Raw genomic sequence first — 24,870 nt, forward strand, 5'->3', positions numbered from 1 at the left:
AACTCAGCCGACCCACCACCCGGTGCGCTGGCCGCGATGAAACTGGATTGTCTTTTCCTCGGTATAGTCCTCGACGGCGCGTTTGCCGAGTTCGCGTCCGAGACCGGACTGCTTGTAGCCTCCGAAAGGCAGCTCGGGATAACCTTCCATGAATGTGTTCACCCAAACGGTTCCCGAACGCACTCCACGCGCGACCGACATGCAAGTGTCGATGCTGGCGCTCCACACGCCGGCCGACAAACCATAGGGCGTGTTGTTGGCGATGTGCAACGCCTTTTCAATCGATTCAAAAGTCAGCACCGAGAGCACCGGGCCGAACACTTCCTCGCGCGCTATGGCCATCTCCTCGGTAACGCCGCGGATGATGGTGGGATCAAGGTATTGGCCGACATTGGAGGCCAATTGCTTGCCTCCGCTGTAAACCTGGCTGCCGTCGCCTTCAGCAGCAGAAACATAGCCGGCTACCTTCTTAAGATGGTCTGCCGAAATCATCGCGCCGACTTTGGTTTGGTCATCGAGCGGATCGCCGACCGTGACCCTGGCGGTAAGCGCCTTGACGGCGCTGAGAAAATCGTCGGCGATCGCCTCGTGCACGATCAGCCGGCTGCCGGCATTGCAGCACTCGCCGGCATTGAAGAAGCCGCCGAACACCGCCGCATCGGCGGCCGCTTCGAGGTCGGCGTCGGCGAAGACGATCTGGCCGTTCTTGCCACCGAGCTCCATCGAGACTTTCTTCAGCGACTGCGCGGCGGACGCCATCGTCATCTTGCCGACGCGGGTGGAGCCGGTGAACGAGACCATCTCGACCAGGGGATGGCTGACCATCGGCGCACCGACGTCGGCGCCAAGACCGGCGAGGATGTTGACGACGCCGGCGGGCAGGCCGGCCTGCATCAGGATGTCGCCAAGCACGAAGGTCGAGGCTGAGGTCATTTCGCTCGGCTTGACCACCGCCGTGCAGCCGGCGGCAAGCGCGAAGGGAAGCTTCTGGCTGACGATCAGGAACGGGAAATTCCATGGGGTGATGATCGAGACGACGCCGATCGGTTCGCGCAGGACCACACCCAACATGGCGTCGCCGAGATTGGCGTAGGATTCGCCATGCAGCGTGCGGGCCAGCGAGGCGGCGTAGCGCCAGATGTCGACGGCGCCGCCGATCTCGCCGCGCGCCTGGGCGATCGGTTTGCCCGATTCCAGTGCGTCGAGCCGGGCGATGTCTTCCAGCCGGCCCTCGATCAGATCAGCCGCCTTGAGCAGGATCGCGGCACGCTCAGCTGCCTTCATGCGCGGCCATGGACCGGTCTCGAACGCCTTGTGGGCAGCCTGCACAGCGGCTTCCACTTCGGCCTCGCCGGCCTGCGCATAGTGCGAGACGGTGAAACCGTGGCCGGGGCTATTTCGAGCAATCGTGCGGCCGTCGCGGGCATCGACATGCTCGCCGTCGATCAGCAGCTTGTACGCTTTCGGTGCCGCAGCCGCCTCGGCCGGCATGGCGATCTTGAGGGGTGCGTTCATATGTTTGCTCTAGGCTCTCGAAAAGGCTGGCTTCTGCTTGGCCTTGAAGGCATCGACCCCTGCCTTGAGATCGCCGGTCAGGGCGATGAAGCCGCTGGCCAGCGCTTCGGTGGCGGCGGCACTTTCCTCGCCTTCGGCGACCGCGATCATCAATTTGGCGGCTTCCGTCGCCAGCGGCCCGCGCTCGGCTATCTTTCCGGCCCAGGTCTTGGCTTCTTCATGTGCCTTGCCGGTCTCGACCACCCGGTCGACGATGCCCAGAGCGAGTGCCTCGGGGGCGAGAAAGATCTCGCCGCCGAGCGCCATCCGGCGCACCGTCTGCGCGCCGAAGCGGCGCACGGCGCGCTGCGTGCCGGACCAGCCGGGCACCACGCCGATCGAGGTTTCCGGGAAGCCTAATTTCACTTGTGTTTCCGCCACGCGGAAGTCGCAAGCCACAGCCAACTCCAGGCCGCCGCCCAGCGCATGGCCGGACAGGACGGCGATGGTCGGTTGTCTGAGCCGCGCCAAGCGATCGAAGACGCGGTGGCCATAGCGGACCCATTGCACCTGGAAATCGGCGGCACTCATCCGCGCCCACGCCTCGACATCGCCGCCGGCGCAGAAGCCCTTGCCTTCGCCGCGCAGCAGCACGGCGCGGACGCCCTCGGCCATCTCGGCTGCGTCGAGCGCCGTCTCCAGCGCCCGCAGCATCGGAATGTCCAGTGCGTTGAATTTCTCCGGCCGGCGCAGCGTGACGATGCCGATGGCGCCATCCTGCTCGAAGGTGACGAGAGGCTCAGCCATGCGCCCCTCCGAGCAAGGCGCCGCCATTCAGCGACAGGCCTATCGGCGGCTCCTGATAGAGGGCTGCCGGTGTCGTCTTGAGGTTCTTGGCAACGCCCAACGGGATTTCCGACTGCGCCAGCACATCGCGCTGCAGATCGATGCCAGGTGCGAGTTCTGTGATGACGAGGCCCTCCGGCGTCAGCCTCATCACGCAGCGCTCGGTCACATAGGTGATGTCCTGACCCTGTGCCACCGCGCGCTTGCCTGAAAACGAGATGTGCTCGACTTCGTTGACCACCTTCTTGACCTTGCCCTCCGCCTCGATGCGGATGCCGCCATCGGCCAGAGACAGCTTGGCCCCGGCATTGAAGAAGCCGGAGAAGACGATCTTCTTCGCCCGTGCGGTGATGTCGACAAAGCCGCCGGCGCCGGCGGTGACATGCGGCCGCGCCGAAAGCTTCGAAACGTTCACAGAGCCGTGTCGATCGATCTGCAGGAAGGACAGCAACGAGGCGTCGAAGCCGCCGGCCTGGAAGTAGATGAACTGGTGCGGCGAGGGCATGAAGGCGTCGGCGTTCGACGAGCAGCCGAATTTGAAGTCGAGCAGCGGCACGCCGCCGACCGCGCCCTGTTCGATTACCCAGGTAATCTTGCCGTGCTGGCCTTCCTCGAGAAGGATGCGGGGGACATTGGCGGAAATGCCGAAGCCGATGTTGACCGCCATGCCGTCGCGCAACTCCATGGCGACGCGGCGCGCGATCACCTTCTGGACGTTCATCTCTGGCGTGCGGAAGCTCGACAGCGGCCGGAAGATTTCTCCGGAGATGGCCGGGTCATAGGGCGTCAGCGTCGTCTGCAACTGGTCGGGCGCGACGACGATATGGTCGACCAGGACGCCCGGCACGCGCACGTCATGCGGTTTCAGCGTGCCGTTCTCGACCACGCGCTTGACCTGCGCGATGACGATGCCGCCATTGTTGCGGGCGGCGAGCGCCTGTTCGAGGCCGCCGAGATAGGCGCCTTCATGCTCGTAGGTGAGGTTGCCGCGCTCGTCGGCTGACGTGGCGCGGATGATCGAGACCTGCGGCACGATGGAGCGGAAATAGAGCCATTCCTCGCCGTCGAACTGCTGCACCGAAACGATCGGCTCGCTGGCGGCGGCGTTCATGGCGCAGCCCTGATGGCGCGGGTCGGCGAAGGTGTCGAGGCCGACCTTGGTCAGCACGCCCGGCCGCTTGGCGGCGGCTTCGCGGTGCATATCGAACAGGATGCCGGACGGCACGTTGTAGGCGGCGACCGAATTGTCGCCGATCATCTTCCATATCTGCGGCGGTTCGGAAGAGGAGGGGCCGGACGGATAGGAGCCGCACAACGTACGCGTCAGCAGCCCAGGCTTGGCCAAATGGTCAATTCCCTTGATGCCATACATGTCGCCGGCGGCGATCGGATGCAGCGTGGTGATGTTCTTCGGATGGCCTTCTGCGTCGAAGCGTTCGCCGATCGCGGCGAGCACCGCGTCGGGACAGCCGAGGCCGCTCGACGAGGACACCGACACAACCATGCCGTCCTTGATCAGGCCGGCTGCCTGTGCCGCGGAGACGACCTTGCTCAATTCATGCTCCCAAGCTCAGGGTGGATTGCGACTGCCTTGCGTGATTTCGCGGACCGTGACGCTGCTCGACTGACGCCGCTGGCGCCGATCAAGCTCCATTTGACGCTCATGCAGCGCCTCCCAAACCGACCGCCCTGTTTCGAATGCGACGATCCGGGCCGCAGCTTTCCCTGACCACGAGATTGACCGCGCCGATATGGTCTTCGGCGCGTGTTGTCCGCGACTGGATCATTTTCAGCATGACATGGGCGGCGCGTTCGCCGAGGCCTGCCGAGTCCACCGCGACGCTGGTCAGAGCCGGCATGTAATGCTCGGCCTCGGCCACATCGTCGAAACCGACGATGGCGAAATCAACTCCCGGCTCAAGCCCGCGCTTGCGCAACGCCAGCATGGCACCAAAGGCGACGGCGTCGTTGAAGCAGAGTGCCGCGGTCGGCGGTTCAGCCATTGCGAGAGCGGTTTCGAGGCACGCGATACCCCCTCTGCGGCTGGTCTCTCCCTCGACGACCAGTGCGTCGCGGTCGGCGATGCCCTGCGTCTGGCAGGCTTCGCGAAATCCGCCAAGCCGCTCGTGATAGACGACGAGATCGGACGAGCCGCCGAAGAAGACCAGCCGGCGATGCCCCTTGCCGATCAGATGGGCGGTGGCGAGATAGGCGCCGCGATGATTGTCGGGCGCGATGACCGGAATGCGGCTCTCGGGAAGCCGGCGCATGGCGAAGACCACCGGCAGACCTGCCGTTTCGATCCGCCTGAAGGCGCCCGGCGTCGTGCCGCGAGCCGGGGACACGATGAGGCCGGCGACGCCTTGCTCCATCAGCGATTTCAGCACTTCTTCCTGGCGCACCGGATTTTCCGCCGTATTGGCGATGAACGGCACGATACCGGCTGACTGGAAGACCCGTTCCATGCCAACCGCCAGCTCTGCGAAGAAAGGATTGGTAAGATCGTTGATGACCATGCCGATGACATTGGAGTGCGCCTTGCGCAGATTGGCGGCGCCGCGGTTGTAGACGTAACCGACATCCTCGATCGCCTTGCGCACCTTGCTTGCTGTCTCGGGCCGGATCAGCCCGCTGCCCTGGAGCACGAGCGATACCGTCGATTTGGACACGCCTGCTTCGCGGGCGATGTCGAATATCGTCGCCTTGGCCCGGTTGGCCATCCAGATGCATCCTCCCCGATTGCAGGTCCAAAGTATTGGAACGTTCTAATCTCTGCTCCGCTGGTGAGTCAATCGGGATTTTTCCCCCGCCTCGGACCTCGATTGTACGTACTCAAATGGCATGAGCTGCAAGGCTTTTTGTGTTGCAATGCAGCATTCCCGCCTGCAGAGAGTTCAGATCTTAAAGGTTCTTGATTTATTGGAACGTTCCATTTAGTAGCGTTGCGAAGGGAGAGATAGATGGACATTTCCTTGCCTGGTGAGGGTGGCGGCAGCACCCGCTACACGCTGGTCGGTGAACCCGTGCAGCCGATGGTCGGCGCGCGATTTTCGCGTATCGCCTATGCCGCCGCGCATGTCGTTGCCGATCCGCTCGCCATGACCGATCCGTGGTCCAGGCCGGCAGTCGACTGGGACAGGACGATGGCGTTCCGTCACCATCTGTGGCGGCTGGGCTTCCGCATCGCCGAAGCGATGGACACGTCGCAGCGTGGCATGGGCTTCGACTGGGCAAATGCACAAGAATTGATCCGCCGTTCGATCGCCGAGGCGCGCACCGTCGATGGCGCCGATCTCGCCTCGGGTGCCGGCACCGACCATCTGGCGCCCGCCGCCGCCAGGACGCTGAACGATGTGATCACCGCCTATGAGCGGCAATTCGCTTTCATCGAAGGCTTGGGTGGCAAGGCGATCATGATGGCCAGCCGGGCATTGGCGGCAGTTGCCAAGGGGCCGGATGACTATGTCAGCGTCTACGACCGCATCCTGTCCCAGTCCTCCGGTAGGGTCATCCTGCATTGGCTTGGCGACATGTTCGATCCGGCGCTCAGGGGCTATTGGGGCAGCGAGAATTTCGAGACTGCTCTCGATACAGTTGTTGCCATCATCGAACGCCACGTTGGCAAGGTGGAGGGGATAAAGATCTCACTGCTCGATGCCGGCAAGGAGGTTGCGCTGAGGAACCGTCTGCCGGACGGCGTCGTCATGTTCACCGGCGACGATTTCAATTATCCCGAACTGATCGCTGGCGACGGCAAGAAGCACTCGCACGCACTGCTCGGTATTTTCGACGCGATTGCGCCGGTCGCCAACGCGGCCCTGTCGAAACTGGCGGAAGGCGACCGCGCCGGCTATGACGCGTTGATGGCACCGACCGTGCCGCTATCGCGAAAAATCTTCGAGGCGCCGACCGAGTACTACAAGGCCGGCATCGTCTTCATGGCCTGGCTGAATGGCCACCAGGACCATTTCGCGATGGTCGGCGGCATGCAGTCGGCGCGCGGCGTCCGTCACTATGCCGACGTGTTCCGCCTTGCCGACCAGGCAGGATTGCTGGCGGATCCGGATCTGGCGGTGGCCAGGATGAAGAGCTTGGGTGCTTTGGCGGGTGTCTAGGTCCGCGAAAGGGCTGGCCTGCGAAACGGATACCCGCGCAAGGTTCGTTGGCCCGCGATTGCAGCGCCGGCGCAATGATGGCTCGCCGCTCGCAAGGCTCTTCTTCCTGCCCCCTATAGTCGGCGTTCGCCAAGTTCAAGCACTGCATGCGGCGTGCGCCAGGTGCAGGCCATAAGTCAACCTAAATGCGAACCGCTCTACCTCTGCCGAACAGCCGGGAAATGCCGATACAAGATCCGCTTGTCTGGTTGGATGGTGGGCGTGACAAGGATTGAACCTGTAACCCCTGCACACGCGATCCGTGTTTCAATCAGCTTGAAGAGCCGGGCATTGAGCGCTGGAACCCGAGCCGGCTGCAACGATCATCGAATTCCCCCGAGAAAAGTACCTGCCTCTAGAAGCGCTTTCGGATCAGGGGCCGTTTCAGGGCAAAGCGGGCGATATTGTCGAGCGTTCTTGGCACCGCCATCTCCCCGATGCCCTCAATGGCGCCCTTGGCCGCTGCGTCCTCGCGAAAGCGCACTATCCACTCTTCCGTGAGGCTGTCCCGTTGAATAGTGAATTTCGAATTGGCGGTGTCTTCGGGAACCTGGACGCCCATATAATCCGCCACAGCCTCCAGATAGGGCCGGGGGTCTTGCTGCAAATCTTCATAGACGAATTGACGGCAATCCAGCCCCGCAAGTTGTAGGTAGGACCTCCAGAACGCATAGCTTCGATCAATCTGGAAATATGCTTGGCTGATCTCGGCAAAGCTATAAGGAACAGCGCGCGGCTTGACTTTCCCTTCATGCCGGCTCGTCCACACTCCAGACATCCTGGCCCGGTAGAACGAAATAGCTTGCTGAATTCGGTCGCGACGCTCCAACAAAATGAATTCCAGGTCGTGTTTTCTTCGAATCTCGAATAAAAAGTCTTTTCCGAATTTCTCCTTGCACCAGGCCAAATGGCGCGGAAACAACTTGATCGCAAACCGTCCGTTGTCGGTCGACGCTTTCTTGATGACCGCTTTTTCAAGATCATCATAGGTGCGGGGATCGAAGCGTAGATAGGCCGGATCAAGCCATTCCTCCGACCGTCCCATCAGCCCAGTTGCGTTCGTCAGGCTTCCCAGCCAGTTCGAACCGCTTCTTCCCTCTGTAAAAATCGCAACGCCCCGCATAAAATCCCCACTTCACCCTGTCCCGGAACGCATGCAGCAAGGCGCGCTTACCTTCAAGCCAAATCAGCGCTGTATTTCCCATCCCATGGCCAGGAACACGGTGCTCAGCTTATTGCCGCCGTGATCTTCGTTGCCATCCTTGTCGGCATCCACCAGCGCCTTGGCTGGATTCTAGACCAGATATGACCACGCAATTCATCTACGACGCCGCATCGGCCTCGATCGTCATCGTGGGCGTGTTCGCCGTCGCCGACGCGTCGCCACGCGATTGCTGCGCCTGCCCAGGAGTCTCCTCTGTCGAACAACGGCAAGGGTTGTTTTCGCCGCCATCACCAATTTTCTTGTGAACCAATTTCTCCCGAGGCGCGACCAAGCGAAGTGTCCAAACATGGTCCATCAAGGAGAACGTCTGATGTTTACTGTTTCAAGAAACGTCCTTTTGGCCGCCATCGCCGTTTCGGTGCTGGCCGGCTGCAAGACAACCGCGCCAAGGGAATGCGACAGGCTGAAGCCTGGCGTCACCTACAACGGCAAATGCTGCGGTATCGAGCCTTGCCGCGACGGCAAGGGCGGCGGCGACAGGCCGGGAAATACGCCCGATCCAGAGCCGCAATGATCTGGTCGCCTGTGCCGTTCCGGTTCAAGCCGGGACGGTTTCGCGCCAAGGAGCTTGCCCGTGGTTCCAATGAACCCAAAGCTCTATGTGCAAAGCACCTGAGGGAGTTCACCGGCATCTACCAGGCTGTGAAGGCGATGGCGCGTCAAACAGCCAGGGACTACCAGGTCGAAGCTAGCGCGCTTTCGTTCAGCCAAGGATCATTTGAGCCAGTACAATCGTGAGAACCATTGATGCCGGCACGGCTATGAGGCAACACACCTCAGCGATCCTGTTTTGTCCCTTGTCCATCTCCGCCACCCCGCGTTGTTCGTTCTCACTTTGACGCTAACGGGCAGCCGTTGGAAGTGGTCCAGGCGCGGCGCGGTCAGAGATGCCGTGGGTGCTGTATATTAGCAACACCTTTCGAGCCAGCGGCTCCTCAACCATCCCACTTGGAACATTTTTGATGAACTGAAAGTTCGATAGCCATTACGAGGACGACAACTTTTATACCTGCCCGATTTGCGGTCAGCAGGTCGATATGCGCGACCTACGCCAGGTTATTTGGGACGAACGGCCAAAGCACCGGCCGTTGCTCGTTTGGTGGATTAGACTGATGAAAGCCCGCCGCCCCATTTGCGAAGCGACGGGCCCCTCACGCCCCATCTTTGTCAACGCAAGTTTGCTGCCAAGCTTTTTTGATCCGTTATGGGACACAAGGGACCCTCTCCGAGAGCGCTCAAACAGACATCCAAAATGCCTGCAGCAGGGCGCATAAGGATAAGACGAGGGCAGCGGTGGCAAAAAGCACGCCCTGCCAATTTGGCGGTGGCTCGGACATTAACTTGTCGGGGGGCGGCTGATTGTCATTCATGAAAAGCAATTGCGGCGCTAAGTTGGTTCCGCTAATCCTTGATGTTGTCAGCGAAAATGCTCGTCGTCCTAAAACTCAAAATACCAAGACGACGACCACCGCACGACGAGCCAAGTGATACTGTTCATGATCTCTCTCCTGTTGCTTTCGAAAGTTCGCGCCTGGCAGCCCCAATCGTTTGAGACGCTTCTGCTTCGAGTTTTACAAGCTTCTCCCTGATCTCCTCCGGCTCGGCGTGCTCTAATCCGACAACGTCGTTTCTGGTTTCGTTCAGTGAAACGATAATCTCGTCTAGTTTTGCGTGGATGGCGGCGGTATCGCGATAGCCTTGTAAAAGGACAACACCGGTGATCACGATGGCGGCAACCGACAGGGCATAGGTAACCGCACTTGTCAGACCAAAAGGCACCAGGGCGGTGCACAAAACCATTGCTATGAGCATGACATAGAAGCCCGGCGGCCGAGATAGAAAGTCGGAGGCCGCGAAAAGCAGTCGGTTCATATCCGGGCCAAAGCCATCAAGGCGACCAGTGCGGTAATGGCCACACAGATAGGCACCGCTGCCAGCAAGCCTGCCTCTAATATCCGACTCTCTTTGTCGCGCAACATCAGGTCATCTACTCCAAGTTGAAGATGTAAGTGCGAGAGAGCTAAGCGGCTCTCGAACCCTGCTATCGGCATAGGAAGGAACGTTGCTGCACCGATCCACCACTGTCAGCCATGCACGAGTGCCATCACGATGGTGAAGGCTGTCGCAAAATCGGTGCGAGTAACCGTCGTGCTTGGTCAGCACTTCATGCATCTGCTTTCTCCCAAATTCGAAAGACAACAGCCGCTGGGGGCGGGCGTTCCAGCCGCTGTCCCTGGCAGGACCAATGCGTGTGTCGGGCCAGACCTAGGTCCCAAAGGACTAGGCCTAAGTGCCTAGGCGGGAACGTTCAGGGCGGCTTTGCCGGGCGATGCGGGACGATGATCGTCATGGCCAGACCCTACAGGAGAGCAGATATGAACATGCTTCTAGAGAACACCGCAGCTGTGGGATCGGCTCAGCCGGACCGATATTGTGTAGCTGGACAGAACGATGGGCGGTCATCCGGTCCGAGTACCCGCTACGCCAGCGAGTCGTGGCGGGTTGCTTGCGGCAGCCGCGCCCCAACTTGCGGGTGGGGGCGGACCCCTTTTCCAACCTGCCTTGGCATAAGGTTCCTCTGATGCACAAAAAGCCCGCATGCCAGCGGGCAGTTCTCATGGGGAAAGCAGGAAAGGCCGGGCTCTTAGCATTGTAGAAAGCGTGCAACAATTCGCTTGAAGGGCCTTCTTTAGCAGCCATATAGTCCCTAACGTCACCGGCCTAGATCTATGGGCCGCCGGTGTTTGAGAGTTCGCTATGCTCCCGCCCATCCTTGGGGAGTTCGTCCATGGACAAGAGCCGTGAACACGGTCGCGTTTCAGCCTTCGCCTTTGACATTGCGCGAGAGGCTTTCCGAAAGTCGGTAGCAGAGACGAACATGGCTGAAGAGCATTGGGGCGAACACGCCAAGCGGCTGTTGCAGGAGATGGTCGACGGCGAGCCAGACCAATCCATGATCGACCGGATCATCGGGCGAGGCGCTACCCAGCCGTAGGGAATGGCGTACAAAACAACGAAAACCGAATGGACGGCGGCTTAGCTAAGTTGTCGAAAGGATGGTGGGCGTGACAGGGATTGAACCTGTGACCCCTGCAATGTCAATGCAGTGCTCTCCCGCTGAGCTACACGCCCATCCGAAGCCGCGCATACACCATTTTTGATCCAGCGCGTCAATAGCAGGAAAAAGGAAAGAAGGCGTCGTCTCGCCGCAGTGGCGAAGAGGTGCGGCGCCTCGCCTAGAAAACGGCTCAGGCCGCCTGCAGCATCTTCTCGACCTCGTTGACGAGGTCACGCAGATGGAACGGTTTCGACAGCACCTTGGCGTCTTTCGGCGCCTTGGAATCCGGGTTCAGCGCAACGGCGGCAAAACCGGTGATGAACATGACCTTGAGGTCGGGATCGATCTCTGTGGCGCGCCGCGCCAGTTCGATGCCGTCCATCTCCGGCATGACGATGTCGGTCAACAGCAGCGAGAACGGCTCCTCGCGCAGCCGCTCATAGGCGCTGGCGCCATTGTCGAAATCGCTGACCTGGTAACCGGCGCGCTCCAGCGCCTTGACGAGGAACCGACGCATATCGTCGTCGTCTTCCGCCAGAAGAATGCGTGCCATGATATCCCGTCCGAATCACCCGCCCGAGATTGCCGTTGGGCAAGCCCGTTAACCATCCTGTATATGAGGAGGTGAGGGTAAACATCAAGTGAACGCGGACGGCGATGATCCATATTTGCCAGGGCGGGTGCTGCCGCTGAAATGCTGGACACGCGGCCTGCAAGGTGGCACTTTCACATCATGATGCACTGGTGTTTTCGGGTTCGCTCAAATTGAAGACGGCAGCCGAGGATTTTTCGGTCTTTCCACCCTTCGAAATCCGGTCGGGCGCCGAGCAGCGCGTCCCCTTCCTCTTCAACTCGCCGCATAGCGGCCGCTACTATCCCGAACGCTTCCTTGCCATGGCAAGGCTGGACCGCAACGCCATCCGCCGGTCGGAAGACTGTTACGTCGATGAGTTGTTCGGCGGCGCCGTCGCGCTCGGCGCGCCGTTGCTGGCGGCGAATTTCCCGCGCGCCTATCTCGACGTCAATCGCGAGCCGTGGGAGCTCGATCCTCGCATGTTCGCCGAGCCAGTGCCGTCCTTCTGCAACATCCGCTCGGCGCGGGTGGCTGGCGGGCTTGGCACAGTGCCCAAGCTGGTGGGCGAGGGGCTCGACATCTATTCCGGCCGCCTGCCTCTGGCCGAAGCGGTCGCCCGCATCGAAGCCGTCTACAAGCCCTATCACGAAACACTGAAACGGCTTTTGACCCGGACCCATGCGCGGTTCGGTTTTGCCGTGCTGATCGACTGTCATTCGATGCCCGCGAGCATCCGTGTCGGCGACAGCGGTCTGCGCCCCGACTTCATCATCGGCGACCGCTTCGGCATCTCGGCAACCGCCGCCCTCACCGATACCGCGATCGGCCTGCTCAGCGCCATGGGCTATTCGGTTGCCCACAACAAGCCCTATGCCGGCGGCTTCATCACCGAGCACTACGGCCGCCCGGCGCGCCATCTGCATGCGCTGCAGATCGAGGTCAATCGCGGGCTCTACATGAACGAGCGGACATTCGAGAAGGCCGCCGGCTTCGATGCGCTGGCCGACGATCTGACGCGGTTCTCAGCCGACCTGATGTCGATGCCCGACCATCATTTCATCGACCTGCCGCTAGCCGCGGAGTGAGCGACCGGCCGCTGGCCGCAGAGTGAAATGGCGGCGTAAAAAAAGACCGCATCGTTTGCACGATACGGTCGAAGTCTAGGGAGGAAACGCCCAAGGAGGGCATGGACAGGAAAACCCTGTCCGAGGTCGATGGTATTGTGCGCTGCACAAAAGTCAAGCGACCTTCAGGCTTTTTTAATTCACTCTGATGTGGAAATTGCATTTCGACGACGCTTGTGTGACATCCGGGCAACAGAGGGCGTCGGGGAAAAGTCGTCGAATATCCTTGTTTTGGTACGAATTGGCGGCAGAGCACGGCTCGGACATGCTGCAGTGCGGGAGAATCAGTTGGACATCAGTGTCGATTTCATGCGCCGCATCGCGCAGGCGGCAGCGGCGGAGACCTTGCCGCGCTTTCGTGCCCAAGGAGCGGTCGCCAACAAGGAACAGGGCAGTTTCGATCCGGTCACCGAGGCCGATCGCGAGGCCGAGCGCGCCATCCGCGCACTGATCTCTGCTGAGTATCCTGACCACGGCATTCTGGGCGAGGAGCACGGCAGCGAGAACATTTCGAGCCGGCACGTCTGGGTGATCGACCCGATCGACGGCACGCGCGCGTTCATTTCGGGCCTGCCGGTGTGGGGCACGCTGGTTGGGCTGACGGTCGACGGCGACGCCGTTGCCGGCATGATGGCACAACCCTTCACCGGCGAGCTGTTCTACGCCAACGCCTCGGGTTCGCACTATGAGGGGCCGGGCGGGCCTCGCAAGCTGACGACCCGCAAGACGACGAAGTTGGACCAGGCGACGCTGTTCACCACCACGCCGGCGCTGTTCAAGGGCGAAGCGCGCAGCCGTTACGACGCATTCGAAAGACAGATCCAACTCGCCCGCTACGGCGCCGATTGCTATGCCTTCGCCATGATCGCTTCGGGGAGCGTCGACATTGTCGCCGATCCCGGTTTGAAGCCCTACGACATCGTGGCGCTGATCCCGATCATCGAGAAGGCAGGCGGTGTGGTCACCACGTTCGATGGCGGGCCGGCCGAACAGGGCGGCGACGTCCTGGCCGCGGCGACGCCGGAGCTTCATGCCGCCGCCATGGCCGCCTTGCGCGGCTAAACGCGAGCCCACCGCCATTCAGGTGATGCCGACCGCCTGAAGCCGTCCTTTTACTGCCTGGCGGCACCCCTTTGGGACAGTGAGCCGGCAATCGGCGCCAGTCAGGCCGTCGGTTCGTCGCTGCCGGGAATGAAGGCGTCGAAGGCGGCGAGCAATTGCTCGCGGTAGATGTCGGCTTCTTGCAGGATTTCGTGACGGGAGCCATCGATCATCAGCAATGAACCGATCCGCAGACGTCTGGCGTAGGCTTCCACGGTTCTGGTCGAGACAACCTGGTCGGCGCCGGCGGCGATGATCAGCAGCGGGACCTGGATCCGAGCCATGAAGTCGGGATCGCTGACGGCTTCCGAAGCTTTCGCGGCCGCCTGCAGCCAGCGGATCGTCGGCCCGCCAAGCGCCAGTTGCGGGTATTCTTCGTAGATCCGTGTGTTGCGCCGATAGCGCGTCGGGTCCGATGTCAGCTTGTTGGTCTCGAAAGGGGCCGTTACCTTCGGCCGCGGGCCCCAGGCGGCATAGAGCCGGCCGAGGCCGAGAGCGCAGAACAGGGAACAGACGCGGCGAACCGTCGAGATCGAGACCGGCAGGTCGGGCAGCGTCAGGAAGGGCGCGATCAGCACCATGCGCCGGACGCGATTCACCATCGACGGCGCGGCAAGCAGGGTGATCAATGCGCCCGCCGAATGGGCCAGGATGTAGTACGGTCCGCGGCAATCGGGCAGCACGATCTCCTCGAAGAACTGTTCGAGGTCGGCGGTGTAGTCGCGGAAGCTGCTGACGTAGCCGCGCTGGCGATCGCGGATCAGCCGGTCGGAATCGCCCTGGCCGCGCCAGTCGAGCGTGGCGACGCCAAAGCCGCGATCGGCAAGGTTGCGGATGGTTTCGAAATATTTCTCGATGCACTCGTTGCGGCCGGTGAGCAGGACCACGGTGCCCTTCATCGGGCGAGCGACCGCGCCGAACAGGCCGTAGCGGATATTCTTGCGGTCACGCGTGGTGAAGAAGCCGCCGGTGGCGTTTTCCGGCCGCGGATTGCCCTCGATTCCGTGAAAAAGGGAGTTCTCGGTGAAAAGATCCGTCATTCGGGACTTCGTGCTCGGCGTCTCGCATGCCCGCCTGCGCTGGCCGGCTCCGCTAAGGTGATAGACGCCCATGCGCCAAAAGCCAAGGAATTCCCGGTGACTGGGCTGCAACAGGGAAGGCCGGAAGCCGCTTGAAAAGCGTGCTTCCGGCCTCTGTCGATCCGGGAGGAAGGGACGTTACACCCGGTCGGCCTCGTTGCGGTGCCTGTTGTGCCATCGGCGCCGCCAGTCCTTGATCCTGGTATGGACTTTAGCGCCGGCTGCCTGAACGCGCGCCGAAGTGCCGGTTCATCTGCCGTTCATCAAGGAGCCGGGCCGCCGTGGCTTTTGCCGCCAGGTGAAATCTTGAAATGCTTTCCAGCGCTCCCCAAATGTCTCGTGCGGTCGCCAATGTCGGGGCCGCTGGCCCACCCGAAACGCCGCTCAAGGGTTTCGCACCGGCCATACGCAAACCATGTTGCTCAACAGGAGAACACCTCATGCGTCACGTTGATTTTTCCCCGCTTTATCGCTCGACCGTCGGCTTCGATCGTCTGTTCACGATGCTCGATTCGCTTGCGCAGCCGGATGGCGCGCAGACCTATCCGCCCTACAACATCGAGCGCACCGGTGAGGATTCCTACCGCATCTCGATGGCGGTTGCCGGCTTCTCGGACGAGGAAATCTCGATCGAAGCCCATCGCAACGTGCTGACCGTGAAAGGTGAGCGCAAGGACGAGGGCACCGGCGAAGGGTCTGAACTGCTCTATCGCGGCATTGCCTCGAGGGCTTTCGAACGCCGATTCCAGCTTGCCGACCACGTCGAAGTTGTCGGTGCTTCGCTGAAGAACGGCCTGCTGTTCGTCGACCTCAAGCGCAACATCCCCGAGGAGCTGAAGCCGCGCAAGATCGCCATTACGGCGTCTTCGGCCAAGGCCAAGCAGATCGAGGCCAAAACCGCCAACTAAACCAATAGCCTCCCAAGGCAAAGGCGGCGCCGAGAGGCGCCGCCTTTTTGTTGTCTGGAATATTGATTATCAAGCGATCAACTGGCCAAAACGGTCGACTTCATCGGCTGTCGTCGCAAAGCTGGTGACGAAGCGATAGAGCAATTCGTCCTCGCCGATGTGGCCGTCAAAGCCGTGCGGCTTGTGCCAATCATAGAACGCTGCACCCGCTGCCTGCAGCTTTTCGACTTCGGCTTTCTTGATGACCGCGAAAACCTCGTTCGCCTGCGGCAGCCATGCCAGCTTGGCCGTGGCCGAATCCTCGATCGCGGCGGCAAGGCGTGCGGCCATGGCGTTGGCGTGGCGAGCGGTGTCCAGCCACAGTCCATCCTTGAAATAGGCTTCGAACTGCGCTGCGACGAAGCGGGATTTCGAAAACAGCTGGGCGGCGCGCTTGCGCAGGAACGCCAATTCCCTGGCACGATCAAGATCGAACAGCACGACCGCCTCGGCGCACCAGCAGCCGTTCTTGGTGCCGCCGAAGGAGAGGATGTCGACGCCGCGTTTCCAGGTCATTTCGGCCGGTGTCGTGTCGAGTGCGACCAGCGCATTGGCAAAGCGGGCGCCATCCATGTGCAGGGGCACCGAATATCGTTTGGCGATCGCCGAGATTGTCTCGATCTCATCCAGACCGTAGATGGTGCCGACCTCGGTCGACTGGGTGATCGAAACGGCCATCGGCCGTCCCCAATGGACGATTTCCGGTGCGAAACGGCCGATGGTCCTTTCCAGATTGTGCGGATCGATCTTGCCCAGCGCGCCATCGATCTCATGCAGGCGGGAGCCGCCGGAGAAATACACCGGCGCGCCGCATTCGTCCTCGATGACATGCGATTCGCGGTGAGCAAAGGAAATACCGCCCGGCTTGTTGTAAGCGGTCAGCGCCAGCGAGTTGGCGGCCGTGCCGGTGGCAACGAAGAACACCGCGACCTCGCGTTCGAAAATCTCGCTGAAGCGCTGGTAGACCGCCCGGTCGAGCGCGCCGTCACCATAGGCGGTGGAAAAGCCGCCGGCATTCGCCGACAGGCCGGCGGCAATGTTGGGATGGGCGCCTGCCCAATTGTCGGAAGCGAAGAACATGCATCTGCCTATGTCTTGGGAGATCGGGGTTTTGGGGAGATCGGGGTTTTGGGGAAATCAGCCTGAAGTTGACCGGTTTCGGGAGCGGACCGCAAGGGGCCAGGCGCCGGAAAATCAGTAAAGCCAGCCAACCGGCAAAGCCCAGGCCGACGACTGAAGCTTACGTTTTTCCCCAACTTCACGACATTTTCTGTCGCAAAAAGCCCAAGTTTTTTGTGAATCGGTCTTGTGCGCGTCCGGGATTTCTGCCATAAAAATTTAGGACAGTAGTGCTGTCTTATTTTGTCGCACAAAACGAGCTGGATTGGCGTATCATTTGGGCCTCTCCGGCTGTTGCCGCGAGCGACAGGTGGACAGCCAGACTCTGGCCTGTACGATTACCAGATGCGATCCATGCGGAAAGCCGCCTGGTTCGACAAGGATTTCGCAAGACGTGCCACAAGGATCAGGGTGAGCCAAGCGCTTGCCGAGGCAAACCAGCGCCTGAATGGCTGGGAATGGAGGACAGGAGATGACGGACATGACGCACTCTGCGACGAACGGCCAGGCCGCGCAGACGAAAGCGGCAACCGTCAAAAACACCTTGCGATCCAATATTGGCCGAACCGCCAACGGCTTTTCCGCCCAGGGCCTCTACGATCCGCGCAACGAGCATGACGCCTGCGGCGTCGGCTTCATCGTCAACATGAAGGGCGTGAAGTCGCATCAGATCGTCGAGGACGGGCTGGCTGTGCTCGAAAACCTGACGCATCGCGGTGCTGTCGGCGCCGATCCGCTGGTCGGCGATGGCGCCGGCGTGCTGGTGCAGCTTCCCGACCGTTTCTTCCGCGAGGAGATGGCGGCCCGGGGCATGGAGCTACCGCCGGCGGGCCAGTACGGCGTCGGACACTGGTTCATGCCGCAGGACGCGGCCCTTCGCGCCCATATCGAGGACATCATCGCCGAATCGGCACAATCCGAGGGGCTGCCGCTGCTGGGATTCCGTGACGTGCCCGTCGACAATTCGTCGCTGTCGAAGGCGCCTGACATCGTGGCATCCGAGCCGTTCCATCGGCAGATATTCATCGGCCGCACGCCAGACATCACCGATGACGAGGAATACGAGGCCAGGCTCTATCTGCTGCGCAAGGTCATATCGGGCCGCATCTATGCCGAGAACGACAACATGGACATCGGCGCCTATTGCGTGTCGCTGTCGGCGCGCACCATCGTCTACAAGGGCATGTTCCTGGCTTATCAGGTCGGCGCTTACTACAAGGACCTCAAGGACCCGCGCTTCGAGACGGCGCTGATCCTCGTCCACCAGCGCTTCTCGACCAACACGTTCCCGTCATGGAAGCTGGCGCATCCCTACCGCATGGTCGCCCACAATGGCGAGATCAACACCGTGCGCGGCAACAACAACTGGATGGCTGCGCGACAGGCTTCGGTCGATTCCGAACTGTTCGGCAACAACATCTCGAAGCTGTGGCCGATCTCCTATGACGGCCAGTCCGACACCGCCTGCTTCGACAATGCGCTCGAGTTCCTGTTCCAGGGCGGGTACAGCCTCAGCCATGCCATGATGATGCTGATCCCGGAAGCCTGGGCCGGCAACAAGCTCATGGATGCCGATCGCAAGGCCTTCTACGAATACCATGCGGCATTGATGGAGCCGTGGGACGGGCCGGCGGCGGTGGTCTTCACCGATGGCCGCCAGATCGGCGCCACGCTCGACCGCAACGGCCTGCGCCCGGCGCGCTACATCGTCACTGACGATGACCGCGTCATCATGGCCTCCGAAGCCGGCGTGCTGCCGGTGCCGGAGGAGAAGATCGTCAAGAAGTGGCGGCTGCAGCCCGGCCGCATGCTTCTGATCGACCTGGAGAAGGGGCGTATCGTTTCCGACGAGGAGCTCAAGTCGGAGATCGCGACCAAGCATCCCTACAAGACGTGGCTCGCCAACACGCAGCTGATCCTCGAAGATCTGAAGCCGGTCGAACCGCGCGCGCTGCGCAAGGATGTCAGCCTGCTCGATCGCCAGCAGGCATTCGGCTACAGCCAGGAAGACACCAAGCTGTTGATGTCGCCAATGGCGACGACAGGCCAGGAAGCGGTTGGCTCGATGGGCACCGACACGCCGATCTCGGCGATGTCGGACAAGTCGAAGCTGCTCTACACCTATTTCAAGCAGAACTTCGCCCAGGTCACCAACCCGCCGATCGACCCGATCCGCGAGGAGCTGGTGATGAGCCTGGTGTCCTTCATCGGGCCGCGGCCGAACATCTTCGACCTGGTCGGCAATTCGCGCCGCAAGCGGCTCGAGGTGCGCCAGCCGATCCTGACCAATGGCGATCTCGAAAAGATCCGCTCCATCGGCCACACCGAAGACCGCTTCGACACCAAGACGATCGACATCACCTATGGCTCGGCCGAAGGGGCCGCGGGCATGCAGGGCGCCATCGATCGGTTGTGCGAGCGGGCGGAGGCGGCGGTCGCCGGCGGCTACAACATCATCATTCTGTCCGACCGTCAGGTCGGGCCGGACCGCATCGCCATCCCGGCGCTCCTGGCGACGGCGGCGGTCCATCATCACCTGATCCGCAAAGGGCTGCGCACCTCGGTCGGCCTCGTCGTCGAATCCGGCGAGCCGCGGGAAGTGCATCATTTCTGCTGCCTTGCCGGTTATGGCGCCGAGGCGATCAATCCCTACCTCGCCTTCGATACGCTGCTCGACATGCACAAGCGTGGCGAACTGCCGAAGGAAGTGGACGCCTACGAAGTCGTTTCGCGCTACATCAAGTCGATCGGCAAGGGCATCCTCAAGGTCATGTCCAAGATGGGCATCTCGACCTACCAGTCCTATTGCGGCGCGCAGATTTTCGACGCCATCGGCCTGAAGACCGATTTCGTGCAGCAATACTTCACCGGCACCGCGACGCTGATCGAAGGCGTCGGCCTGGACGAGATCGCGACCGAGACGCTCAGCCGACACAATGACGGTTTCGGCAACGACCCCGTGCTGCGCAACAGCCTCGAAGTCGGCGGCGAATACATGTTCCGTATGCGCGGCGAGGCGCATATCTGGTCGCCTGATGCGGTCGCCACCTTGCAGCACGCCGTGCGCCAGGGGTCGTGGGAAACGTTCAAGGACTATTCCGCCCAGATCGACAGCGAGACGGCCCGCGCACAGACCATTCGCGGCCTGTTCAGGCTCAAGCTGGCGCAGGAAACCGGCCGCAAGAAGGTGGCGCTCGACGACGTCATGTCGGCGGCCGACATCGTCAAGCGGTTCTCGACCGGGGCGATGTCGTTCGGTTCGATCTCGCGCGAAGCGCACACGACGCTGGCGCGCGCCATGAACCAGATCGGCGGCAAGTCGAACACCGGCGAGGGCGGCGAAGAGGCTGACCGCTATCTGCCGCTGCCTGGCGGCGGCAAGAACCCGGAACGCTCGGCGATCAAGCAGATCGCCTCGGGTCGTTTCGGCGTGACGGCCGAATACCTCGTCAATTCCGACATGATGCAGATCAAGGTGGCGCAGGGTGCCAAGCCCGGCGAGGGCGGTCAGCTGCCCGGCCACAAGGTCGACGCCACCATCGCCAAGGTCCGGCATTCGACGCCGGGCGTGGGGCTGATTTCGCCGCCGCCGCATCACGACATCTATTCGATCGAGGATCTGGCGCAGCTGATCTACGACCTCAAGAATGTCAATCCGGCCGCCGACGTGTCGGTCAAGCTGGTGTCGGAAGTCGGTGTCGGCACGGTTGCGGCGGGCGTCGCCAAGGCACGCGCCGACCACATCACCATCTCGGGCTATGATGGCGGCACCGGCGCCTCGCCGCTGACTTCGCTCAAGCATGCCGGCAGCCCCTGGGAAATGGGCCTTGCCGAGACGCACCAGACGCTGGTGCTGAACGGTCTGCGGTCGCGCGTTGCGCTGCAGGTCGATGGTGGCCTGCGCACGGGGCGCGACGTCATCATCGGCGCGCTGCTCGGCGCCGACGAGTTCGGCTTCTCGACCGCGCCGCTGATCGCGGCAGGCTGTATCATGATGCGCAAGTGCCATCTCAACACCTGCCCGGTCGGAGTCGCGACGCAGGATCCGGTGCTGCGCAAGCGCTTCAAGGGCACGCCCGAGCATGTCATCAACTTCTTCTTCTACGTCGCGGAAGAGGTGAGGGAACTGCTCGCGGAGATGGGTTACACCCATATCGACCAGATCATCGGCGACACCGATCTTCTGGAAAAGCGCGACCTGATCGAGCACTGGAAGGCGCGCGGGCTCGATTTCTCGAAGATGTTCTTCAAGCCGGATGCGCCGCATGAGGCCGTGCATTGGACCGAGCGGCAGAAGCACCCGATCGACGACGTGCTCGACCGCAAGCTGATCGAACTGGCCAAGCCGGCGCTCGGGAGCAAGCTGCCGGTCAAGATCGAAGTCGATATCCGCAATGTCGACCGCTCGACGGGCGCCATGCTGTCGGGTGAAGTGGCCAAGCGCTTCAAGCACAAGGGCCTGCGCGAGGATACGATCCAGGTGAAGCTGACCGGCACCGCCGGCCAGTCCTTCGGCGCCTTCCTGGCGCGCGGCATCTCGTTCGAGCTTGTCGGCGCCGGCAACGACTATGTCGGCAAAGGCCTGTCGGGCGGACGTATCGTCATCCGGCCGCCGGAAGAAGCCAAGATCGTCGCCGCTGAATCCATCATCGTCGGCAACACGGTGCTCTATGGCGCAACCGAGGGCGAGGCCTATTTCGCCGGCGTCGCCGGCGAGCGTTTCGCCGTGCGCAACTCGGGCGTCGCCGCTGTCGTCGAAGGCGTCGGCGACCATGGCTGCGAGTACATGACCGGCGGCATCGTCGTCGTCATAGGCAAGACCGGCCGCAACTTCGCCGCCGGCATGTCGGGCGGCGTCGCCTATGTGCTGGACGAAGCGGGTGATTTCGCCGAGCGCTGCAACATGGCGATGGTCGAGCTGGAGCCGGTTCCCGAAGAAGACGATCTGATGGAAAGGCTGCTGCACCATGGCGGCGACCTCGATCACAAGGGTCGCGTCGACGTCTCCGGCGACATGACCAGCCATGACGAGGAGCGGCTCTACCAGCTGATCTCCAACCATGTGCATTACACCGGATCGGTACGTGGCCGCGAGATTCTCGACGGCTGGACGACTTTCCGGCCGAAGTTCCGCAAGATCATGCCGGTCGAATACCGCCGTGCCCTGATCGAGATGGAACGCATGCGCATGGGCGTCGCGGCGGAATAAGCTTTTGCAATTGCCGGGGAGCCCAGGCTTCCCGGCCCATCTTCATCGACAGTTTGACCTCCGGCGCAAGGTTGCCATGGCTGCCTCAAGGGGTTAACGGGTGCGGCGAAAACCGCACCATCTGGACAGCAGGAACTGGACTATGGGCAAGGTAACAGGCTTTCTCGAAATCGACCGGCAGGTGCACAAGTACCAGCCGGCCTCCGACCGCATCCGGCATTTCCGCGAGTTCACGCTGCCGATGTCTGACAAGGAGGTCGAGAAACAGGCCGCGCGCTGCATGGATTGCGGCATTCCGTTCTGCCATGGACCGACCGGCTGCCCGATCCACAACCAGATTCCAGACTGGAATGACCTCGTCTACAATGGCGACTGGGACAACGCGATCCGCAACCTGCATTCGACCAACAATTTCCCGGAATTCACCGGCCGCATCTGCCCCGCGCCCTGCGAGGAAGCCTGCACGCTGAACCTCGAGGACATTCCCGTTGCCATCAAGACGGTCGAGCAGGCGATCGCCGACAAGGCCTATGAAACCGGCCATATCAGGCCCTATCCGCCGGAGAAGAAGACTGGCAAGCGCGTCGCCGTCATCGGTTCCGGTCCGGCCGGTATGGCGGCTGCCCAGCAGCTTGGCCGCGTCGGCCACGATGTCCATGTCTACGAGCGCGAAAGCCGGCCCGGCGGGCTGATGCGCTACGGCATTCCCGACTTCAAGATCGAGAAGCACTATATCGACCGGCGCATCGAGCAGATGCAGGGTGAGGGCGTGACATTCCATTGCGGCGTCAATGTCGGCGTCGACAAGCCGGTTGCCGAGCTGCTCGCCGAACATGATGCCGTGCTCTATTGCGGCGGCTCGGAAACACCGCGCGCGGCCGGCATTCCCGGCGACGATCTCGGCGGCGTGCATGACGCGATGCCCTATCTGGTGCAGCAGAACAGGCGGGTCGGCGGCGAGCCGATCCAGTCGGTGGCGTGGCCGTCGCATCCGATCATCGCCGGCGGCCAGCATGTGGTCGTCGTCGGCGGCGGCGATACCGCGTCCGATTGTGTCGGCACGGCCTTCCGCCAGGGCGCGGTGCGTGTCACCCAGCTCGACATCCGCCCGCAGCCGCCGGAAAAGGAAGACAAGCTTTCGGTCTGGCCCTACTGGGCGACCAAGATGCGCACCTCGTCTTCGCAGGCCGAAGGAGCGGAGCGCGAATTCCAGGTGGCGACGCTCGAATTCATCGGCGAGGAAGGCCAGCTGACCGGCGTCAAGTGCTGCGAGGTCGACGACAAGCGCAAGCCGATCGCCGGTACCGAATTCGTCATTCGTGCCGATCTCGCTTTCATCGCCATCGGCTTTGCCGGGCCGGCCGCGGCCGGGGTGGCGACGGAGCTGGACGGGCAGATGAAGATCGCCACCGACAGCCGCCGCTCGCGCAATGTCGAGGCCAATGACCGCGACTACAGGACCAGCGTCGACAGGCTTTATGCGGCCGGCGACGTGCGTCGCGGCCAGTCGCTGGTCGTGTGGGCGATCCGCGAGGGCCGCCAGGCGGCACGCTCGATCGATGAGGCGTTGATGGGGTCGAGCGTTCTCCCGCGCTGAGCGTCTTTAGCGATTGATCGCGGTCGTGGTGTCGGTCGCGGCTGCGGCTTTCGGCGGCCATGAGAAATCGTCCGCGCGGCCTGGCGAGGCAATAGGTGCCTTGCCCTCGACCACAAGCTTTTCACCGGGCAGGTCCAGATTTGCTTTCGCCGGTGGGGCCGCGCCAAGCAGCTCGGAGCCGCCGTCGAGGGCTGGATCGCTGAGCAGCATCGGCGCGGTGCGGTCGATGACGATGGGTGCCGCGGCCGGCGCCGGCGCCTCGACAGGGGCGCCGGCCGGAGCGGACGGTGTAACCACGCTTCCCGGTGCGGTCAGGCCGAGGATCTTCAGCAGCGGTTTTTCGGTATAGAAGGCGAGCTTGCGCTTGCCCGCCCTCGAGACGTTGATGCCGTCATCGGCGCGCAGCCGCACCGGCTGGCCGTTGATGTCGGGGCCGCTGGTGACGAAAGCACCGTTCTCATCGACGAAGCCGTCCCAGACGTCGACGAATTCACCGCCATGGCTTTCGGCGGCCTGATGATAGATGTCGTTGAAGGCCAGCATGTCGGAGGTCATCTTCGGCACCCGGAATGCCGGCATGCCGACCCATAGGAAGGGTACCTTTGCCTCGGCGATAGCTTTGCCGAACGCCTCGGTCCGGCGCTCATATTCCTTGGTCCAGGTTTCAGAGCGGGGCTGCTCGCGCTCGTCACCCACCTTCATCTGCTGGCGGTCGTTGGAACCCAGCATGACGATCACTGCGGCGGGTTTTTCGGTCTCGATCAGCGATTTGATCTGTTCGGGCCAGTTGTAGAAATCATCGCGTACGAAGCCGGACGAGCCATTGCTGCGAACGACAATCCTGACGCCGGTATTCTCGGCAAAGGCGGTGTCGAGGCCTTCGGCGAGGCCCGCCGCCATGAAGTCGCCGACCACCAGGACGGTGCGGGCGTCCGGTGCCTTGTCGACCACCGGGATTTCCGGTTCCGCGGGCGGGCGAGGGGCGCGGGGTTTTTTTGCCTTGGGCCTGGGCCTTGCCTTCTGGATGTCCTGCGGTGGCTCGATGCGCTCGCTGCGGCGCGGAAACAGAAGGTCGCGCAACGACCAGCCGCGGTTTTGCTGCTCCTGCGCCAAGGCCGGCGCATGAAAGGCGCCAGCCACGCCGACGGCGAGCACGATCACGGCCAGAATGAGAACCGGCATGCGACGAACAAGCCCTGCGATGCGCGCAGCCAAAGCCAATCGTTTCCTCCATCCCTTGGCGTGGTCCTGCCGAAAAACCGCATCGATTTCTCGGCAAATGCCGCGCCAACCAGATTGCTACAGCGTCCTTTGCGCGGCCGAAAGGCCGCGCGGCACCGCAG

Annotated in this window: 19 protein-coding genes and 1 tRNA gene; 9 read left to right on the forward strand and 11 right to left on the reverse strand. The window is 62.2% G+C overall.

Features of this window, described 5'->3' with window-relative positions:
• Nucleotides 1–3: 3 nt before the first annotated feature.
• The 4 genes from LB558_RS25290 to LB558_RS25305 form a co-directional block, all read right to left on the reverse strand.
• Nucleotides 4–1,515 carry an aldehyde dehydrogenase family protein gene (locus tag LB558_RS25290; protein WP_224700058.1) on the reverse strand — a complete coding sequence of 504 codons (1,512 nt, stop codon included), beginning with the start codon at nt 1,513–1,515 and terminating at the stop codon, nt 4–6.
• Nucleotides 1,516–1,524: 9 nt separating this feature from the next.
• Complete coding sequence (locus tag LB558_RS25295) at nt 1,525–2,301, reverse strand: enoyl-CoA hydratase/isomerase family protein (RefSeq protein WP_224700059.1); 777 nt, start codon at nt 2,299–2,301, stop codon at nt 1,525–1,527.
• Nucleotides 2,294–3,895: an acyl CoA:acetate/3-ketoacid CoA transferase gene (locus LB558_RS25300; RefSeq protein ID WP_224700060.1), complete on the reverse strand. Its 1,602-nt coding sequence runs from the start codon at nt 3,893–3,895 to the stop codon at nt 2,294–2,296. The genes LB558_RS25295 and LB558_RS25300 overlap by 8 nt, the downstream gene beginning before the upstream one ends.
• Before the next feature lie 106 nt (nt 3,896–4,001).
• Complete coding sequence (locus LB558_RS25305; RefSeq protein WP_224700061.1) at nt 4,002–5,060, reverse strand: LacI family DNA-binding transcriptional regulator; 1,059 nt, start codon at nt 5,058–5,060, stop codon at nt 4,002–4,004.
• A 240-nt stretch (nt 5,061–5,300) separates the two neighbouring features.
• Here LB558_RS25305 and LB558_RS25310 point away from each other — a divergent pair, with 240 nt between their 5' ends.
• Nucleotides 5,301–6,455, forward strand: a complete 1,155-nt coding sequence (locus tag LB558_RS25310) for a dihydrodipicolinate synthase family protein (protein WP_224700062.1) — start codon at nt 5,301–5,303, stop codon at nt 6,453–6,455.
• Between the two features lie 394 nt (nt 6,456–6,849).
• On the opposite strand, the gene LB558_RS25315 is transcribed toward LB558_RS25310, so the two are convergent.
• Nucleotides 6,850–7,617, reverse strand: a complete 768-nt coding sequence (locus LB558_RS25315) for a Stf0 family sulfotransferase (protein WP_224700063.1) — start codon at nt 7,615–7,617, stop codon at nt 6,850–6,852.
• A 182-nt stretch (nt 7,618–7,799) separates the two neighbouring features.
• Between LB558_RS25315 and LB558_RS25320 the strand changes: the two genes are divergently transcribed.
• Nucleotides 7,800–7,964 (forward strand): hypothetical protein, encoded by a 165-nt coding sequence (locus LB558_RS25320; RefSeq protein ID WP_224700064.1) that lies wholly within the window; start codon nt 7,800–7,802, stop codon nt 7,962–7,964.
• Between the two features lie 65 nt (nt 7,965–8,029).
• On the forward strand, nt 8,030–8,233 hold the full coding sequence (locus tag LB558_RS25325) for a hypothetical protein (RefSeq protein WP_224700065.1): 204 nt from the start codon (nt 8,030–8,032) through the stop codon (nt 8,231–8,233).
• Between the two features lie 980 nt (nt 8,234–9,213).
• Here LB558_RS25325 and LB558_RS25330 read toward each other — a convergent pair.
• The gene (locus tag LB558_RS25330) at nt 9,214–9,591 is read right to left on the reverse strand and encodes a low affinity iron permease family protein (protein WP_224700066.1); all 378 of its coding nucleotides are present in this window, start codon (nt 9,589–9,591) and stop codon (nt 9,214–9,216) included.
• 916 nt (nt 9,592–10,507) lie between these two features.
• Here LB558_RS25330 and LB558_RS25335 point away from each other — a divergent pair.
• Entirely contained in the window at nt 10,508–10,714 is a 207-nt protein-coding gene (locus LB558_RS25335) for a hypothetical protein (RefSeq protein WP_224700067.1), read from the forward strand.
• Between the two features lie 62 nt (nt 10,715–10,776).
• On the opposite strand, the gene LB558_RS25340 is transcribed toward LB558_RS25335, so the two are convergent.
• Together LB558_RS25340 and cpdR are read right to left on the reverse strand one after the other, a co-directional pair.
• Nucleotides 10,777–10,851 (reverse strand) — tRNA-Val (locus LB558_RS25340).
• Between the two features lie 116 nt (nt 10,852–10,967).
• Nucleotides 10,968–11,330 (reverse strand): cell cycle two-component system response regulator CpdR, encoded by a 363-nt coding sequence (gene cpdR / locus LB558_RS25345; protein WP_006199474.1) that lies wholly within the window; start codon nt 11,328–11,330, stop codon nt 10,968–10,970.
• Nucleotides 11,331–11,494: 164 nt separating this feature from the next.
• Between cpdR and LB558_RS25350 the strand changes: the two genes are divergently transcribed.
• Nucleotides 11,495–12,436, forward strand: a complete 942-nt coding sequence (locus tag LB558_RS25350) for an N-formylglutamate amidohydrolase (RefSeq protein ID WP_224700068.1) — start codon at nt 11,495–11,497, stop codon at nt 12,434–12,436.
• Nucleotides 12,437–12,763: 327 nt separating this feature from the next.
• Nucleotides 12,764–13,537, forward strand: a complete 774-nt coding sequence (gene hisN / locus LB558_RS25355; RefSeq protein WP_224700069.1) for a histidinol-phosphatase — start codon at nt 12,764–12,766, stop codon at nt 13,535–13,537.
• Between the two features lie 101 nt (nt 13,538–13,638).
• Here hisN and LB558_RS25360 read toward each other — a convergent pair whose 3' ends face one another.
• Nucleotides 13,639–14,616: an alpha/beta fold hydrolase gene (locus LB558_RS25360; RefSeq protein WP_224700070.1), complete on the reverse strand. Its 978-nt coding sequence runs from the start codon at nt 14,614–14,616 to the stop codon at nt 13,639–13,641.
• A 479-nt stretch (nt 14,617–15,095) separates the two neighbouring features.
• On the opposite strand from LB558_RS25360, the gene LB558_RS25365 reads away from it, so the two are divergent.
• A complete protein-coding gene (locus LB558_RS25365; RefSeq protein ID WP_109659260.1) occupies nt 15,096–15,563 on the forward strand; it encodes an Hsp20 family protein in 468 nt (155 codons plus the stop codon).
• A 69-nt stretch (nt 15,564–15,632) separates the two neighbouring features.
• On the opposite strand, the gene LB558_RS25370 is transcribed toward LB558_RS25365, so the two are convergent.
• Nucleotides 15,633–16,682, reverse strand: a complete 1,050-nt coding sequence (locus tag LB558_RS25370; protein ID WP_224700071.1) for a threonine aldolase family protein — start codon at nt 16,680–16,682, stop codon at nt 15,633–15,635.
• A 511-nt stretch (nt 16,683–17,193) separates the two neighbouring features.
• Between LB558_RS25370 and gltB the strand changes: the two genes are divergently transcribed.
• Both gltB and LB558_RS25380 read left to right on the forward strand, forming a co-directional pair.
• Nucleotides 17,194–21,930, forward strand: coding sequence for a glutamate synthase large subunit (gene gltB / locus LB558_RS25375; RefSeq protein ID WP_224700072.1), 4,737 nt, complete (start codon nt 17,194–17,196; stop codon nt 21,928–21,930).
• A gap of 142 nt (nt 21,931–22,072) precedes the next feature.
• Nucleotides 22,073–23,527 (forward strand): glutamate synthase subunit beta, encoded by a 1,455-nt coding sequence (locus LB558_RS25380; RefSeq protein ID WP_224700073.1) that lies wholly within the window; start codon nt 22,073–22,075, stop codon nt 23,525–23,527.
• A gap of 6 nt (nt 23,528–23,533) precedes the next feature.
• Here LB558_RS25380 and LB558_RS25385 read toward each other — a convergent pair whose 3' ends face one another.
• Nucleotides 23,534–24,748, reverse strand: a complete 1,215-nt coding sequence (locus LB558_RS25385) for a DUF459 domain-containing protein (protein WP_224700074.1) — start codon at nt 24,746–24,748, stop codon at nt 23,534–23,536.
• Nucleotides 24,749–24,870 lie beyond the last annotated feature (122 nt).

Origin of the sequence: Mesorhizobium sp. CO1-1-8, from assembly GCF_020164875.1 — a bacterium.
Taxonomy (GTDB): domain Bacteria; phylum Pseudomonadota; class Alphaproteobacteria; order Rhizobiales; family Rhizobiaceae; genus Mesorhizobium.